General features: G+C 71.5%; 11 protein-coding genes. 4 read left to right on the top strand and 7 right to left on the bottom strand.

Annotated features, from left to right (window positions below):
* Nucleotides 1-8: 8 nt before the first annotated feature.
* From ABZ948_RS13950 to ABZ948_RS13935, 4 genes are all read right to left on the bottom strand, one after another.
* On the bottom strand, nt 9-806 hold the full coding sequence (locus tag ABZ948_RS13950) for an MIP/aquaporin family protein (RefSeq protein ID WP_359759214.1): 798 nt from the start codon (nt 804-806) through the stop codon (nt 9-11).
* Between the two features lie 975 nt (nt 807-1781).
* Nucleotides 1782-3428, bottom strand: coding sequence for an EAL domain-containing protein (locus tag ABZ948_RS13945; RefSeq protein WP_359759212.1), 1647 nt, complete (start codon nt 3426-3428; stop codon nt 1782-1784).
* A 244-nt stretch (nt 3429-3672) separates the two neighbouring features.
* The gene (locus tag ABZ948_RS13940; protein ID WP_359759392.1) at nt 3673-4863 is read right to left on the bottom strand and encodes a lipid-transfer protein; all 1191 of its coding nucleotides are present in this window, start codon (nt 4861-4863) and stop codon (nt 3673-3675) included.
* Complete coding sequence (locus tag ABZ948_RS13935) at nt 4860-5285, bottom strand: Zn-ribbon domain-containing OB-fold protein (RefSeq protein ID WP_359759391.1); 426 nt, start codon at nt 5283-5285, stop codon at nt 4860-4862. The genes ABZ948_RS13940 and ABZ948_RS13935 overlap by 4 nt, the downstream gene beginning before the upstream one ends.
* 169 nt (nt 5286-5454) lie before the next feature.
* Between ABZ948_RS13935 and ABZ948_RS13930 the strand changes: the two genes are divergently transcribed.
* Nucleotides 5455-6264, top strand: coding sequence for a M15 family metallopeptidase (locus ABZ948_RS13930; RefSeq protein WP_359759210.1), 810 nt, complete (start codon nt 5455-5457; stop codon nt 6262-6264).
* Nucleotides 6265-6311: 47 nt separating this feature from the next.
* Nucleotides 6312-6845, top strand: coding sequence for an NUDIX domain-containing protein (locus tag ABZ948_RS13925; protein WP_359759208.1), 534 nt, complete (start codon nt 6312-6314; stop codon nt 6843-6845).
* A 2-nt stretch (nt 6846-6847) separates the two neighbouring features.
* Here ABZ948_RS13925 and ABZ948_RS13920 read toward each other — a convergent pair whose 3' ends face one another.
* Complete coding sequence (locus ABZ948_RS13920; RefSeq protein WP_359759206.1) at nt 6848-9214, bottom strand: glycoside hydrolase family 31 protein; 2367 nt, start codon at nt 9212-9214, stop codon at nt 6848-6850.
* Between the two features lie 212 nt (nt 9215-9426).
* Between ABZ948_RS13920 and ABZ948_RS13915 the strand changes: the two genes are divergently transcribed.
* Entirely contained in the window at nt 9427-11394 is a 1968-nt protein-coding gene (locus tag ABZ948_RS13915) for an acetoacetate--CoA ligase (RefSeq protein ID WP_359759205.1), read from the top strand.
* Between the two features lie 176 nt (nt 11395-11570).
* Nucleotides 11571-12461: a DUF8829 domain-containing protein gene (locus tag ABZ948_RS13910; RefSeq protein WP_359759203.1), complete on the top strand. Its 891-nt coding sequence runs from the start codon at nt 11571-11573 to the stop codon at nt 12459-12461.
* Between the two features lie 70 nt (nt 12462-12531).
* Here ABZ948_RS13910 and ptsP read toward each other — a convergent pair whose 3' ends face one another.
* Together ptsP and ABZ948_RS13900 are read right to left on the bottom strand one after the other, a co-directional pair.
* On the bottom strand, nt 12532-14202 hold the full coding sequence (gene ptsP, locus ABZ948_RS13905; protein ID WP_359759201.1) for a phosphoenolpyruvate--protein phosphotransferase: 1671 nt from the start codon (nt 14200-14202) through the stop codon (nt 12532-12534).
* A 78-nt stretch (nt 14203-14280) separates the two neighbouring features.
* The gene (locus ABZ948_RS13900; protein WP_114250833.1) at nt 14281-14730 is read right to left on the bottom strand and encodes a PTS sugar transporter subunit IIA; all 450 of its coding nucleotides are present in this window, start codon (nt 14728-14730) and stop codon (nt 14281-14283) included.
* Nucleotides 14731-15140 lie beyond the last annotated feature (410 nt).

Genomic DNA, 15140 nt, shown 5'->3' with positions numbered 1-15140 from the left:
GGGCTGGTTCAGAAGGCTGCGTTGTAGATGAGGCCACCCAGCAATCCACCGATCAGTGGGCCGGCGACCGGGATCCACGAGTAGCCCCAGTCGGACGTCCCCTTGTTCGGGATCGGCAGGAAGGCGTGCACGATGCGGGGACCGAGGTCACGCGCCGGGTTGATGGCATAGCCCGTCGGACCACCCAGGGAGAGGCCGATGCCGACGACCAGGAGGGCGACCAGGAGGATCGCGATGCCGGAGCCGTAGATGCCTTCGCCCTGACCCGCGATCTGTCCGATGCCGATGCCCTCGACATGCTTGTTGTCGCCGACGAGGGCCAGGATGGGCAGGACCAGGGCGATGGTGGCGAGGATCTCGGTGACCAGGTTGGCCACCGGGTTCCGGATCTCGGGGATCGTGGAGAAGATCCCCAGCGTCGGAACCGGTTCGTCCAGGGTGCCCTCGGTCGTGCCCGTCTGCCGCACGTTGGCCTGGAACTGGGCGAAGTACACCAGGTAGCAGAGGATGGCCCCGATCATGGCGCCGGCCAGCTGCCCCAGCAGGTAGACCCAGACCTTGCTCCACACGCCGGTGTCGACGGCGAGGCCGAAGGTGACGGCCGGGTTGAGGTGCCCTCCGGAGAGGGGAGCGGCGGTGTACGCGCCTGCCAGCACGCCGAAGCCCCAGCCGAACGCGATCACCACCCATCCGGCGGCTCGCGCCTTCGAGAACCTGAGGGTGACGGCGGCGCACACGCCGGCGCCGAACAGGATCAGGATCGCCGTGCCGATCATCTCGCCGACGAAAATGTCTCCGTTGCTCATGGCGGCTCCTAGGCCAAGGCCCGGGACGGTCCGCCCCGGTCCTCACGTGCAGGGTGCGTTTCCCATGGCTACTTCAGCCGAAGGCAGGGGTTTCGCGCCCCGCCCGGCATCCGTGACGAGCGTGCCGTCGCAGCCGAATCGCCCGTGGGGGAAGGGGCCTTGGCGCAGGCGCGTTCACGCGCCGCAGTGCCGGATTACGCCGAGTATGTACGGCGATGTCGACTGACACCGGAAGTGTTCACCGGCACCCAAAGGGCGTCAAGGTGGCCGACCGCAACGGTTGACGGCCATGTGACGGCCGCCCGGGATCCTGCCGGGCCGGGTGGCCGGTTGCACGGCCTCGGCGATACCCGGTCGGGTCGTTGTTCAGATCTGGGTCGGACCCGCGCGGGCCTTGGTGCGCCGCGCGAGGTGTACGGGGTGGTGTCCGGCCTCCGCTGAGCGCCGCCGTCGGCGACTGCCCAGCCGCAGCTGACTCCTCGCTTGCTCGTGTCCAGCTTCCACCTGACCTGCCGGTTTCTCAACCGGACCGATCGGGCCCCGCTGCGGGCCGCTGTCCTGGGCCTGGCGGGCGGGTCCCCGGCGTCGCGTACCGCCCCTGACAGCGCCATCCGGCCACATGTGCCGACACGACTCCGGCCCTGCCGGACGTCCCGTCCCGCTCGCCCCCTGGAGCTCCTGTGAGCGGCTCAGGCCCCGGGCCTGCTCCCCTCGGTCCCAGGCCCGCCCCCGGCCTCCACGCGGCCCTGCGAGGGGCCGGAAACGTATGCCCGCTCCCGCGCTCCACCTGCCCTGCCGCGGCCAAGAAGCGTATGCCCGCTCCCGCTCCGCCTGCCGTGCCGCGCCCGAGGAACGCACACACGCTCCCGCCCCACCTGCTCTGCCGCGGCCGAGAACGTATGCACGCCCGTGGCTCCACGGCCCAAGCAGCTCAGAACTCCGCGTGTCCCGGCCTTCCCCGCAGCCGCTGCCCTGTCAGCCCCCACCCGGCTCCGCCACGCCGCACCCCGCCGGTGCCGGTTTGGAGCCCCGGCGGGCCTCGTGGCCGGGCAGGCCCGCGCGGCCCAGCACCCAACTCGCCCCGTGCAGCGCCTTCGCCGCCTTCTTCAACGGTGCCAGGCAGGCCGCCGCCTGCCGGTGGTCCGCCACACTGCCCGGAGCGCACAGCACCGTCGCGAGCGACAGCGTGACCGGCCGCCCACCCGCCGACCAGGGCACGTCCAGCACGGAGGCGGCCAGCGGATCGAGACCGTCCGGATCGGCGAGGACCAGGAAGTCGTCCCCGCCGATGTGCCCCACGCGCGCCCCGCCCGTCGCGGCCTGCTGGAGCGCCCGGCCAACGGCCCGGATCAGCTCGTCGCCCGCCGCGAACCCGGCCCCGTCGTTGACCTGCTTGAAGTGGTCGACATCCAGCCAGCTCAACGCGAACGCCCGACCGGCAGCGATGCGCCGGTCCACCTCACCGGTGATCGCGTCCGAGCCGGGCAGACGCGTCAGCGGATTGAGCCCCGCCGCCTCCTCCACCCGCGTCTCGGCCAGCGCGCGCACGAGGTCCGCGAGCCGTACGACGCCGACGCACCGCCCGTACTCGTCCACCACGGCCACGTCGTCCGACGTGCGGTCCCGTCCGCCGACCGCCACCACGTCCAGCACCTCCCAGGCGGTCGCGTCGACGCCCACCGTCCGCGGCGGGTCACCGAGCTTGGCCGCGGGCCGGTCGGCGTACAGGGCGTGCCCGTAGCGCCCCGACATCGACAGCAGGAAGCGGGACCGGTGCACCGACCGGACCGGTACCCCGCCGGGGTCCACGAGCAGCACCCCGGACACGTCCGGCGAGCCGGTCAGCAGCGCCCGCACCTGCCCCGCGGACGCCGTGGCGGGCAGCAAGGCGGCGGGTCGTACGAACTCCCGCACCGACGGCCCGGAGCGCGGCGGGGTCGGATCGCCGGGGGAGCGGGGCGGAACGTAGACGTCCGCGGCGGGCAGCCGGGCCGGCGGCGCGAAGAGCTCGCCCTGGGCCAGCTGCGCCCCGGCCGCCGATGCCGCCGCGCACTGCCCTTCGGTCTCCACGCCCTCGACCGCCAGCAGCGCTCCCAGCTCGTCGCACAGCGTCCGCATCGACCGTACCACCGCGGGTCGTGCCAGCAGCGACGCGTCCAGTTTCACGAGGCCGGGTGCGATGTCCGACAGCAGCCGCAAGGGCACGTCCCCGTCACCGACGCCGTCCGCGCAGATCCGGAAACCCTGGCCGCGCAGCGTGGCGACCGCCTCCAGCAGCGCCTGCTGCGGCACGTGCGTGTACGGCGGGCAGACGTCGATCGTCACCTCCCACGGCAGCCGCCCCGCCTCGCGCACGGCGTCGTGCAGGGAAGGGAGACCGCCGAGGTCGGCGAGGGTGCCGGTGAACACGTTGACGAACAGCGGGAGCAGGGTCTCCTTGCGCACCGCCGCACGGACCGCCGACACGGCCAGCCGGCAGTCGAGTTCGGGATCCCGACGGGCGTCGGCCAGGACGTCGCCGGTCTCCGGGCGGGCGAGTATCTCCAGTCCCGCGACCACCCCGGTCGTCAGGTTGACCACCGGTTGGAAGGCGAAGCGGAGAGTATCCGTCCAGGAGCGCACGGGAGCATGATGGCTCCACCGGCGCACGCTCAAGCCCAGTTCATGAGACGTTCACGCAGGATTCCGGCGCGGTCACACAGCGTATGGCCAGGGCCTGCGGCCGCACGCTCGGCCCGACCGCCCGACCGCCCGACCGCCCGACCGCCCGACCGCCCGACCGCCCGATCGCCCGATCGCCCGATCGCCCGACCGCCCGACCGACCCGCACGGCCCCATCTGTCCGTACCACCTCCGGCAGGGCGGCTCACCGCACCGCGATCACCGCCGACCCGTGCCCGAAAAGCCCCTGGTTCGCACTGAGGCCGACGCGCGCTCCCGCCACCTGCCGGTCACCGGCCTCGCCCCTCAACTGCCAGGCCAGCTCACACACCTGGGCTATCGCCTGCGCCGGAACCGCCTCGCCGAAGGAGGCCAGTCCACCGCTGACGTTCACCGGTATGCGACCGCCCAGGGCCGTCGCCCCGTCGCGCAGCAGCTTCACGCCCTCGCCCTCGCCGCACAGCGCCAGGTCTTCGTACCACTGCAGCTCAAGGGCGGTGGAGAGGTCGTAGACCTCGGCCAGCGACAGGTCCTCCGGCCCGATGCCGGCCTCGTCGTAGGCCGCCCGGGCGATCGACGTCCGGAACGTCTCCCCGGGCGGGTCCACGGCCGCCGCGGAGTCCGTGGCGATGTCCGGCAGGTCCAGCACGGTGTTGGGATACCGCGGGGTCACCGTGGAGACCGCCCGGATCCGCACCGGCTCCGCGTGCCCGTGCCGCCGCGCGTACTCCAGGCTCGACAGCACCAGGGCCGCACCGCCGTCTGAGGTCGCGCAGATGTCGAGCAGCCGCAGTGGATCGGCGACGACGGCGGAGGCGGCGACCTCCTCGGCGGTGACGCGGCCGCGGTAGCGGGCGTTCGCGTTGAGCGCTCCCATCGCCGCGTTCTTCACCTTCACCTGAGCGAAGTCCTCCGGCGTGTCGCCGTGCACCGCCATGCGTCTGCGGGCGTACAGCCCGAAGTAGACCGGGTTGGTCGCCCCGAGGACGCGGAAGCGCAGCCAGTCGGGATCGTCGGGCCGGTCGCCGCCCGCAGGGCGGAAGAACCCCTTGGGAGCGGCATCGGCCCCGACCGCGAGCACCACATCGGCGAGCCCGGCGAGGATCTGGGCCCGCGCGGTGTCGACGGCCTGCGCCCCGGAGGCGCACGCCGCGTACACGCTCGCGACCCGGGCCCCTTGCCAACCCAGTGCCTTCGCGAACGTCGCTCCCGCGACGAACCCCGGGTAGCCGCCCCGCACCGTGTCCGCGCCGACGATTGAGCCGACGTCCCGCCAGTCCAGCCCGGCGTCGGCGAGGGCCGCACGGGCGGCTGCCACGCCGTACTCGACGAAGCTCCGTCCCCACTTGCCCCACGGATGCATGCCCGCGCCGAGCACCGCCACTTCGTCCGTCACGCCGTCACCCCCGTCGGCCGCCAGTGCCACGTCGTCCACGTCGTCTCCGCGTCCTCATGGAGCACGCCGGGCACGACTTCCGCCTCCATGCCCACCGCCAGATCCGAGGCGGTGACTCCGGGAGCCGCCTGTCCCAGCACCACGATCCGCTCGGCCTCCAGCTCCACAGCGATCAACGCGCACGGCTCCCAGGGAAGTTCCGGATCGCTCACGTAGGGTGACGGCGGTCGATACCGGCTGTCCGTGTACGACCAGACGCGCCCGCGCCGGGACAGTGGGACCTCCTCCAACTCCCCGCCCGCACAGCCGGGGTTGCGGCAATGACGGTCCTCGCGTGGGAAGAAGACCGAGGCACACGCCGTACACCGCGTGCCGAGCAGCCGGAAGCCGTCCCCCTCCCCGGCGAACCATCCCGTCACCACAGGTGTTCGTGTACGCGTCACAGCCCCTCCCCGCAGACCCGATCTGACGGTGCGTCAGGAGTCTGCCAGGTTCCGCCGGAGATCGGCAGACCACCGGCCCGGAGACGAGAGGCCGTTGCAGCACGTGTCCCTTCCCCACCGGGGACCACTCCTGGTAGACGCAGGAGGCATGACACGACTCACCACCGTGGCACGCGGCCTGATCACCGCCTTCGCCGCCCTGCTGGCGGCGACCGCCCCCACCACGACCGCCCAGGCCAGGACCGAGCCCAAGGCACCGAGGGACTTCGTGTCCCTGAGGAGCGTGGACCCGACGATCATCCAGGAGATGCGCTACGTCACCCCGCACAACTTCGTCGGCGAACGCATCGACGGCTACCTCCAGCCGATGTGCGTCCTCACCCGCCCCGCCGCCGAAGCCCTGCACCAGGCCCAGCGGAAGCTGCTGCGCCAGGGCTACACCCTGAAGGTGTACGACTGCTACCGCCCGCAGCGCGCGGTGGACCACTTCGTCCGCTGGGCCCAGGACCTCGACGACCAGGCGATGAAGGGCGAGTTCTACCCCGACGTCGACAAGACCCGGCTCTTCGCCGACGGGTACATCGCCGAGAAGTCCGGCCACAGCCGCGGCTCGACCCTCGACGTCACGCTCGTGAGGCTCCCGGCGAAGCCGACCCGGCCGTACCACCCCGGAGAACCCCTCGTGCCGTGCTTCGCTCCCCAGAGCGAGCGGTTCCCCGACAACTCGGTCGACATGGGCACCGGCTTCGACTGCTTCGACACCCTCTCCCACACCCTCGACCCCCGCGTCCAGGGCGAACAGCGCGCCAACCGGCTGCTGCTCAAGAGCACCCTGGAGGGCCTCGGTTTCGTGAACCTGCCAGAGGAGTGGTGGCACTACACCTACAAGCCCGAGCCCTACCCGGACACCTACTTCGACTTCCCGGTGTCCAGGAAGTCGCTCACCAGCGCTCACTGAGCCGCCTGCCCGAGACGCCCTGCCCGTGATCGGCTACAGTCCGCCGCGTGTCCGAAACTCAGCACTCCAGTTCCAACTCCGCGCCGGACTCCCACTGTTCGAGCTGCGGCGCGCCCTACGGCCAGGGCGTCTCCGGCTGGCCCCGCACCTGCCCGGCATGCGGCGCAGTGGCCTACCGCAACCCGCTCCCGGTCGCCGTGGCCCTCCAGCCCGTGTACGACACCAAGGGCACGGCCCTGGTGGTCATCACACGAACCGTCGCACCCGCGCGCGGGGGCACCGCCCTGCCCGGCGGCTACATCGACGACCGGGAGGACTGGCGACAGGCCGTCGTACGCGAGCTCAAGGAGGAAACCGGCATCGACGCGGCCGGCCGCGACGTACGGCTCGTCGACGCCATGAGCTCACCCGACGGACACCTGCTGCTGTTCGGTCTCCTCCCGGAACGCCCCGCCGAGGGACTGCCGCCCTCCGCAGCCACGGACGAAACCGAGGGCTGGCACCTCCTGCGCAGGCCGGAAGAGCTCGCCTTCCCCCTGCACACCCTGGCGGTGCGGGCCTGGTTCGAGGGCCGGTACTGAGCTCAGCGCTCCCCGGCCCCGCGGACGCGCACGGGGTGGGGCGGAGTACCCCCGCCGCCCTCACCCTCCCGCTCGACGACCACGCGCGAGCCCATCCACCGGGCGGTGTAGCGCTCGATCTCCGGCTCGTCCCAGCCCTCGCCCCCGTCCGGCACGACCAGCCCGCCCCCGGTCCGGCCCCGGGCGGGTGCCCACACCTCCAGTTCGAGACCGCCGTCCTCCCCGCGTACGGGAAGCACGGCTCCCGCGCGCGCGAACACCGGGATCCGCGACAGGGGCGCGTCGACGAGCACCTGCCCCGGCCCCTCGTACGCCCGCTCCGTCACCGTGTCGTACCAGCGTCCCCGCGGCAGCTGCACGGCACGCCGGTCCGCGCCCGGATCGAGCACCGGCGCCACCAGCAGGCTGTCACCTAGCAGGAAGGCATCCCCGCAGTCCCGCAGCACCCGCTCCTCCGGTGCGGCCCACCACAGGGGGCGTACGTAGGGCGCCCCGGTCCGCCGCGCCAGATGCGCCAACGTCATGAAGTACGGCAACAGCCGCCGGCGTTCGACGAGCGCCACGCGCGCGTGCTCCAGCACCTCGGGGCCGAACTCCCACGGCTCCCTCCGCCCCGCCCGCAGACTCGCGTGCGTCCGGAAGAGCGGCAGATACGCGCCCAGCTGGAACCACCGCAGGTACAGCTCGGGCGAAGGATCCCCGTCGAAGCCTCCGATGTCCGGGCCCGAGTACGGGACACCGCACAGCCCGAGCCCCATGACCAGCGCCAGGGACGCCCGCAGTCCCGGCCAGCCGGTGGCCACGTCCCCCGACCACGTCCCGCCGTAGCGCTGCATACCGGCCCACCCGGAGCGGGAGAACAGAAACGGCCGCTCCTGGGGCGAGAGCTTCCGCAGCCCTTCGAACCCCGCCCGGGCCATGCACAGCGCGTACACGTTGTGCGCCTCACGATGGTCGCCGCCCCGCCCCTCCAAGGAGTGGCGCGCCGAACGCGGCAGAGTCGTCTCCCCGAAGGCGTTGAACGAGGTGGGTTCGTTCATGTCGTGCCAGAAACCCGAGAACCCCTGCGCCAGCCGCTCCTGGTAGAGACGGCCCCACCACTCACGCACCCGCGCGTGCGTGAAGTCGGGGAACACCGCCTCCCCGGGCCACACCACGCCCTGCACGACCTGCCCGGACGCGTCCCGCACGAACGCGTCCTCCGCCACGCCGTCGTCGTACACCGCGTTGCCGGGCAGGGCCTTCACGGCCGGGTCGACGATCGACACCAGCCGGATGCCGTCCCGCCGCAGTTCCTCGGCCAGAACCGGCATCTTCGGGAAGCGGTCCTGGTCGACGGTGAAGACCTGATGCGCGTCGAGGTGATCGATGTCCAGGTGCACGGCGTCCAGCGGAAGACCGTGCTCCAGATAGCCCGCGACGATCCGCCGTACCTCCTGCTCGCTGCCGAACCCCCACCGCGCGTGGTGATGGCCGAGCGCCCACGCGGGCGGCAGCGCGGGCGCCCCGGTGAGCGAGGCCCACGCGAGCAGCACGCGCGCGGGGGTGCCCACCATCACCCAGCAGCGCAGCGGGCCGCCGTCCATCCGCAGCTCTGCCGTCCCTGCGCGATCATGCCCGGAACCCGCGCCCTCCTCGCCCTCCCGCAGGGTCACCGTGCCGTCCCACGAACTGTCGTGGAACACCAGGTGCGTACCACCGTCGGACACCACGAACTGGACCGGCATCGTGATGTACAGCGGGTCGTCACCGGGCGCGAAGGAGTACCCGGGGTCGGTGTTCCACAACCGGTACGTCCCGTCCGGCAGCCGAGGACCCGAAGCACGCCCCCCGAGTCCGAAGAAACGGGCGTCGGCCGCCACCTCCGACCGCTGCATCCACCGCGCCGGGCCGCCACCGACCGGCTCCCACCACCGCGGCGGCAGATCACGCCGCAGGGTCACACCACCGGGGGTGAGCACCTCCACCGCGCCGTGCCGCGAGACGACCACCGTCGCCCGCTCGGCCACCACCCGCCAGCCGCCGTCCTTGTCCGGCTCCAGCACCGCCCGGGGGTCCGGCTCCGGACAGCGGCCGGCCAGGGCGTACGACGGCTCGGGCCCCGCCCCGTCCCAGCCCCAGAAGACGGCCCCGTTCACCGCGACCAGAATCCGCAGCTCCGACCGGCTGAACCGGACGACACCGCCCCCCGGCCCCGGCTCCACCTCCTGCACGGGCCCGGGCACCCGCGCCCGCTCCGCCCCGCGTGACGGCAGCCCGGTGGCGTCGGCCCGCCGCCTGCGCCACGCTGCTCGTACGGTACGCACACCCTGCGCCGCCCCCACCGAACCCACCGCTTTCACCGAACGCACCAGGTCACGACCGTTCATGCTGCTCACCCTGCCACTGACCGCCCCACGAGCGTGTCTCGTTCAACTGCCGTTCACCCGTGTCAGGACCACATCTTCACGACACGGACTATGTGGGGCGCACCCTGGTGCCGAAGTCGATCACATGGCATTGTCCGTGCCAGCCGCGTCACGCGCACACCCCAGCCCGTGCGCGGAGGACGCACACGACGCGCACAAGCCGGGAGCCGACCATGTCGACCGATAGTCCACAGCCGCTCTGGCAGCCCGACCCCGAGCGCATCGCGCGGGCCCGCATCACCAGGTTCCAGGCCTGGGCCGCCGAGCACCACGGCGCCCCCGCCGAGGGCGGCTACGCGGCCCTGCAGCGCTGGTCCGTCGATGAGCTCGAAACCTTCTGGACAGCCGTCACCGAATGGTTCGACGTCCGCTTCTCGACCCCCTACGCGCGCGTGCTCGGCGACCGCTCCATGCCCGGCGCCCAGTGGTTCCCCGAGGCAACCCTGAACTACGCCGAACACGCCCTGCGCGCGGCCGACACCCGCGCGGACGAACCGGCTCTGCTGTACGTCGACGAGACACACGAACCACGCCCCGTCACCTGGGCCGAACTGCGCCGCCAGGTCGGCTCCCTCGCCGCCGAGCTGCGCGCCCTCGGCGTACGCCCCGGAGACCGCGTCAGCGGCTACCTCCCCAACATCCCGCAGGCCGTCGTCGCTCTCCTCGCGACAGCGGCCGTGGGAGGCGTCTGGACGTCCTGCGCACCCGACTTCGGCGCCCGCAGCGTCCTCGACCGCTTCCAGCAGGTCGAACCCGTCGTGCTGTTCACCGTCGACGGCTACCGCTACGGCGGCAAGGAACACGACCGGCGCGAGATCGTCGCCGAACTGCGCCGCGAACTGCCCACCCTGCGCGCCGTCGTCCACATCCCGCTCCTCGGCACCGACACGCCCGAAGGCGCCCTGGACTGGGCGGCCCTCACCTCCGCCGACACCGCCCCCGTCTTCGAGCAGGTGCCCTTCGGCCACCCCCTGTGGGTGCTCTACTCCTCCGGCACGACCGGCCTGCCCAAGGCCATCGTCCAATCCCAGGGCGGCATCCTGGTCGAACACCTCAAGCAGATCGGCCTGCACTGCGACCTGGGCCCCGAGGACCGCTTCTTCTGGTACACCTCGACCGGCTGGATGATGTGGAACTTCCTCGTCTCGGGCCTGCTCACCGGCACGACGATCGTCCTCTACGACGGCAGCCCGGGCCACCCCGACACCGGTGCCCAGTGGCGGATCGCCGAACGCACGAAGGCCACCCTGTACGGCACGTCGGCCGCCTACGTCATGGCCTGCCGCAAGGCCGGCGTGCACCCGTCCCGCGACTTCGATCTCTCCTCCGTCCAGTGCGTCGCCACCACCGGCTCGCCCCTGCCGCCCGACGGCTTCCGCTGGCTCCACGACGAGGTCCGCGACGATCTGTGGATCGCCTCCGTCAGCGGCGGCACGGACGTGTGCTCCTGCTTCGCCGGCGCCGTACCGACCCTCCCCGTCCACGTGGGCGAGCTCCAGGCCCCCTGCCTGGGCACCGACCTCCAGTCCTGGGACCCGAACGGCGACCCGCTGATCGACGAGGTGGGGGAACTCGTGGTCACCAACCCCATGCCGTCGATGCCCATCCACTTCTGGAACGACCCCGACGGCAGCCGCTACCACGACAGCTACTTCGACACCTATCCCGGCGTGTGGCGGCACGGCGACTGGATCACCGTCACGTCCCGCGGATCCGTCGTCATCCACGGCCGTTCCGACTCCACGCTCAACCGCCAGGGCGTGCGCATGGGATCCGCCGACATCTACGAAGCCGTCGAGCGCCTCCCCGAGATCCGGGAGTCCCTCGTCATCGGCATCGAACAGCCCGACGGCGGCTACTGGATGCCCCTCTTCGTGCACCTGGCCCCGGGAGCCGTCCTCGACGAGCCCCTGCTGAACCGCATCAAGCAGACGATCCGCGAGCAACTCTCACCGCGCCACGTCCCCGACGAGATCATCGAAGTGCCCGGCGTCCCGCACACCCTCACCGGCAAGCGCATCGAGGTCCCGGTCAAGCGCCTCCTCCAAGGCACGCCCCTGGAGAAGGCGGTCAACCCGGGTTCCATCGACAACCTCGACCTGCTGACCTTCTACGAGGACCTGGCCCGCAAACGCGCCTGACCGGCGGCCCGGACCACTCCCGTCACCGTGAGTGGATGATGCTCGTCACCAGCTGCACCGCCATGACCTGCGGCTTCGTCGTCAGCCGAGTTGCATGAGCCCCCTGGCACCTCTCATTGTCAGTGCCCTCGATTACTGTGAGTGAGAATTGATCGACCGTGCACAGGGGGAACACAATGGCGCACACCGACAGCAGGACCATGCGACGCGTCCTGGGCCGCGAAATCGCGGGCACCATCGGCCTGCTGACTGACGAGCACGACTTCCGAGCCATGCGGCGCTACCGCAGCTTCACCTTCGACGACCACGCGACCTACCTCAAGCAGATGGAAGCCCTCCTCAGGACGCGGGCCCTGCAAGGCAGCCACACCACGGTCGCCCTCTTCGACCCGGAGGACTACGCCGAGTTCTGCCAGCAGAAGGGCCTGAACCCCGACATCCCGTCGACCCGCACCCGCTTCACCGCGCACCTCGCGCTGACCGGCCCGGCCCTCCCGTACGACGGCCAGCCACTGGCCGACCTCCTCTCCTCCCTCGTCGAGGAGGCCGTCCGGCAGGCCACCTGGGAGTACGCGACCACGCTCCTCGCCCGCCTGGGAGCCTGCACCTCCTGCGGCGAGGACATCGGACGGGCCGCCTTCGCCCGCGCCGCGGACCTGCTCGTCCGCGTCTTCGACACGGCTCCACCCGGCGACCGGCACCTCGTCTGCAGCGTCACCGGACCGCCCGAAACCCTCGTCGCCGCCCTCCACGCCACCGACACCGGTGACGCCCTGGAACTCGACGAGACCGAAGCTCTCGAATTCACCACGGTCCTGGCCCTGGGCCTCGCCACCGAAAGCCCCGGAGGCCTGGTCATCCGCGCCAGCGCCCCGGACACCCCCGACCGCGTCTACGGCTGGCGCCTGCGCGCATACGGACTCGAACCCCTCACGGCGGGAGAGGTCTTCGACGCCTACTGCACCGACGTCGACTCCGGGGACCTCATCTCCCCCGAATCCAACGTCGACTACTGCGCACCACCAGACCTCGGAGACGAGAAACCCACCCAGGGACACCACCACTGAAACGCCGGAGGGGCGCCCCGCCTCAGCGGAGCGCCCCTCCCGGACAGCCGATCAGCCGGCCACAGCCGGACTACTCGCCCGACAGCACCGCCTGCGCCGCGCTCCGCGCGTCCTCGGCACTGTCCGACGCCCGCGCCGCGGCGGCGGCTCGCTCGCACTGCGCCAATGTGTACTTGGCCAGCGTCGCCCGGACGTAGGGGATCGACGCCGCGCCCATGGAGAGAGAGGTGACACCCAGACCAGCCAGCACACACGCCAGCAGCGGGTCGGACGCGGCCTCGCCACACACACCACAGCTCTTGCCCTCGGCCTTGGCGGCCTCGGCGGAAAGCGCCACCAGGTCGAGCAGCGCGGGCTGCCACGGATCCTGCAGCCGGGAGACCGCACCCACCTGGCGGTCGGCGGCGAACGTGTACTGCGCGAGGTCGTTCGTCCCCAGCGACAGGAACTCGACCTCCTGCAGGATCGAGCGCGCCCGAAGCGCCGCCGACGGGATCTCGACCATCGCGCCGAACTTCGCCCGCAGACCCGCCTCACGGCACGCGTCCGCGAAAGCCCGGGCATCCGTACGGTCCGCCACCATCGGGGCCATGACCTCGAGGTAGACGGGCAGCCCCTCCGCGGCCTTCGCGAGCGCCGTCAGCTGCGTGCGCAGGACCTCGGGGTGATCGAGCAGCGTCCGCAGGCCGCGCACGCCCAGCGCCGGGTTCGGCTCGTCGGCCGGGGTGAGGAAGTCGAGCGGCTTGTCCGCACCGGCGTCCAGCACCCGCACCACGACACGCCCCTCGGGGAACGCCTCGAGCACCTGCCGGTACGCCGCGAGCTGCTTCTCCTCGGACGGCGCCTGCTTGCTGTCGTCCAGGAAGAGGAACTCGGTACGGAAGAGACCGACTCCTTCGGCACCGGCCTCGACGGCGGCATCCACATCCGCAGGTCCACCGATGTTCGCGAGAAGCGGGACTTTGTGACCATCCGCGGTGGCGCCGGGCCCGGTCGAGGCGGCCAGAGCAGCCTTCCGCTCGGCGGCCGCGGCCTCGAGCTGAGCCTTCTTCTCGTCGCTCGGGTCCACGAAGATCTCGCCCGTGCTGCCGTCGACGGCGATCATCGTGCCTTCGGCCAGCTCACCGGCGCCCGGCAGCGCCACCACGGCCGGCACCCCCAGCGCGCGCGCCAGGATCGCGCTGTGGCTGGTCGGACCGCCCTCCTCGGTGACGAAGCCCAACACGAGAGTGGGGTCGAGCAGTGCGGTGTCGGCAGGCGCGAGGTCACGGGCAACAAGGACATAGGGCTCGTCACTGTCGGGGACACCCGGCATCGGCACCCCCAGCAGACGGGCGACGATACGATTCCGCACGTCGTCGAGGTCGGCCACGCGACCGGCGAGGTACTCACCAGCGCCGGCCAGCAGCTCGCGGTACGAGGCGAAGGCGTCGTACACCCCGCGCTCAGCCGTGCTGCCGACGGCGATCCGCCGCTCCACGTCGGCCATCAGCTCGGGGTCCTGGGCCATCATGGCCTGCGCCTCGAGCACCGCCTGGGCTTCACCCCCCGCCAGATTCCCGCGCGCCATCAGGTCGGCCGCCACAGCCTCCACGGCCTTGCGGGCGCGCCCCTGTTCACGCTCCGCTTCCTCCGCCGGGATCTGCTTCGCGGGCGGCTCGAGCACCGCCGTTCCCATATGCCGAACTTCGCCGATCGCCACACCGTGGCTGACGCCGACGCCTCGCAGCGTTGTCTCCATCTCACCCGTCTCCGATAGTGCGGCGGGTCCCACCGCCGCGATGGTTGTCGTACTCGCCGTCATACGACGGCGCAGACGTCACTTCCAGAGGAAGAGACTGTCGCCGGCCTTCACATCGCCGTTGTCGCGAAGATCGGAGAGAGCCTCGGCCGTGGCCTCCAGCGCCACGACCGGGCAGATCGCGGACTTGCCGGCGGCCTCGACGGCCGCCGGGTTCCAACGCACGACGCCCTGGCCGCGCCGGACGGTGTCGCCCTTGTTCACGAGCAGCTCGAAACCCTCCCCGTTGAGCTGCACGGTGTCGATACCGAGGTGGGTGAGCACGCCGTGTCCGCTCTCGTCGACGACGACGAAGGCGTGCGGGTGCAGGGAGACGATGACGCCGTCCACGGGGGAGACGGCTTCGGAAGGCTCGCGTACGGGGTCGATCGCTGTGCCCGGGCCGACCATGGCCCCGGAGAAGACCGGATCCGGCACGGCTGCCAGTCCGATGGCGCGTCCTGCGAGTGGGGACGTCACGGTGGTCATGGGAAGCCTCCCAGGGGTGGAGATCGATAGGGGCCGCCCGTGTCGGTACCGGACGGCACACTGCTCAGCAGCGTATGTCACCTGAAGTGCCCGTTCCGCGCGGGCACTCCAGAGTGGTCTAGACCATACCCCAAATGGATTTGCACCGGCTCCACGGCCGCGTGTACAGTCGTACTCCTGCTTGGGGCTGAGCGACGCAAGCTCGTGTCCTCGCCCGGCAGCACCCAACTTGTCAGATCCTATCTCGGGGTCGCCTTCTGCATGCCTGCAGGACGGTGGTCAGAGGGCCGGAAAAACACTGATAGAGTTTGGAACACCGAAGGGAAGCGCCCGGAGGAAAGCCCGAGAGGGTGAGTACAAAGGAAGCGACCGTTCCTTGAGAACTCAACAGCGTGCCAAAAGTCAACGCC

Origin of the sequence: Streptomyces olindensis (assembly GCF_040645895.1) — a bacterium.
GTDB classification, from domain to species: Bacteria; Actinomycetota; Actinomycetes; order Streptomycetales; family Streptomycetaceae; genus Streptomyces; species Streptomyces olindensis.
The sequence above is the reverse complement of the archived record's forward strand: the minus strand, read 5'-3'. Positions and strand labels throughout refer to the sequence as shown.

Excerpts from the sequence above, each read along its gene's own strand:
- ABZ948_RS13950 (WP_359759214.1), bottom strand. The coding sequence starts at position 806 with ATGAGCAACGGAGACATTTTCGTCGGCGAGATGATCGGCACGGCGATC.
- ABZ948_RS13910 (WP_359759203.1), top strand. The coding sequence starts at position 11,571 with ATGGCGCACACCGACAGCAGGACCATGCGACGCGTCCTGGGCCGCGAA.
- ABZ948_RS13920 (WP_359759206.1), bottom strand. The coding sequence starts at position 9,214 with ATGAACGGTCGTGACCTGGTGCGTTCGGTGAAAGCGGTGGGTTCGGTG.
- ABZ948_RS13930 (WP_359759210.1), top strand. The coding sequence starts at position 5,455 with ATGACACGACTCACCACCGTGGCACGCGGCCTGATCACCGCCTTCGCC.
- ABZ948_RS13900 (WP_114250833.1), bottom strand. The coding sequence starts at position 14,730 with ATGACCACCGTGACGTCCCCACTCGCAGGACGCGCCATCGGACTGGCA.
- ptsP (WP_359759201.1), bottom strand. The coding sequence starts at position 14,202 with ATGGAGACAACGCTGCGAGGCGTCGGCGTCAGCCACGGTGTGGCGATC.
- ABZ948_RS13915 (WP_359759205.1), top strand. The coding sequence starts at position 9,427 with ATGTCGACCGATAGTCCACAGCCGCTCTGGCAGCCCGACCCCGAGCGC.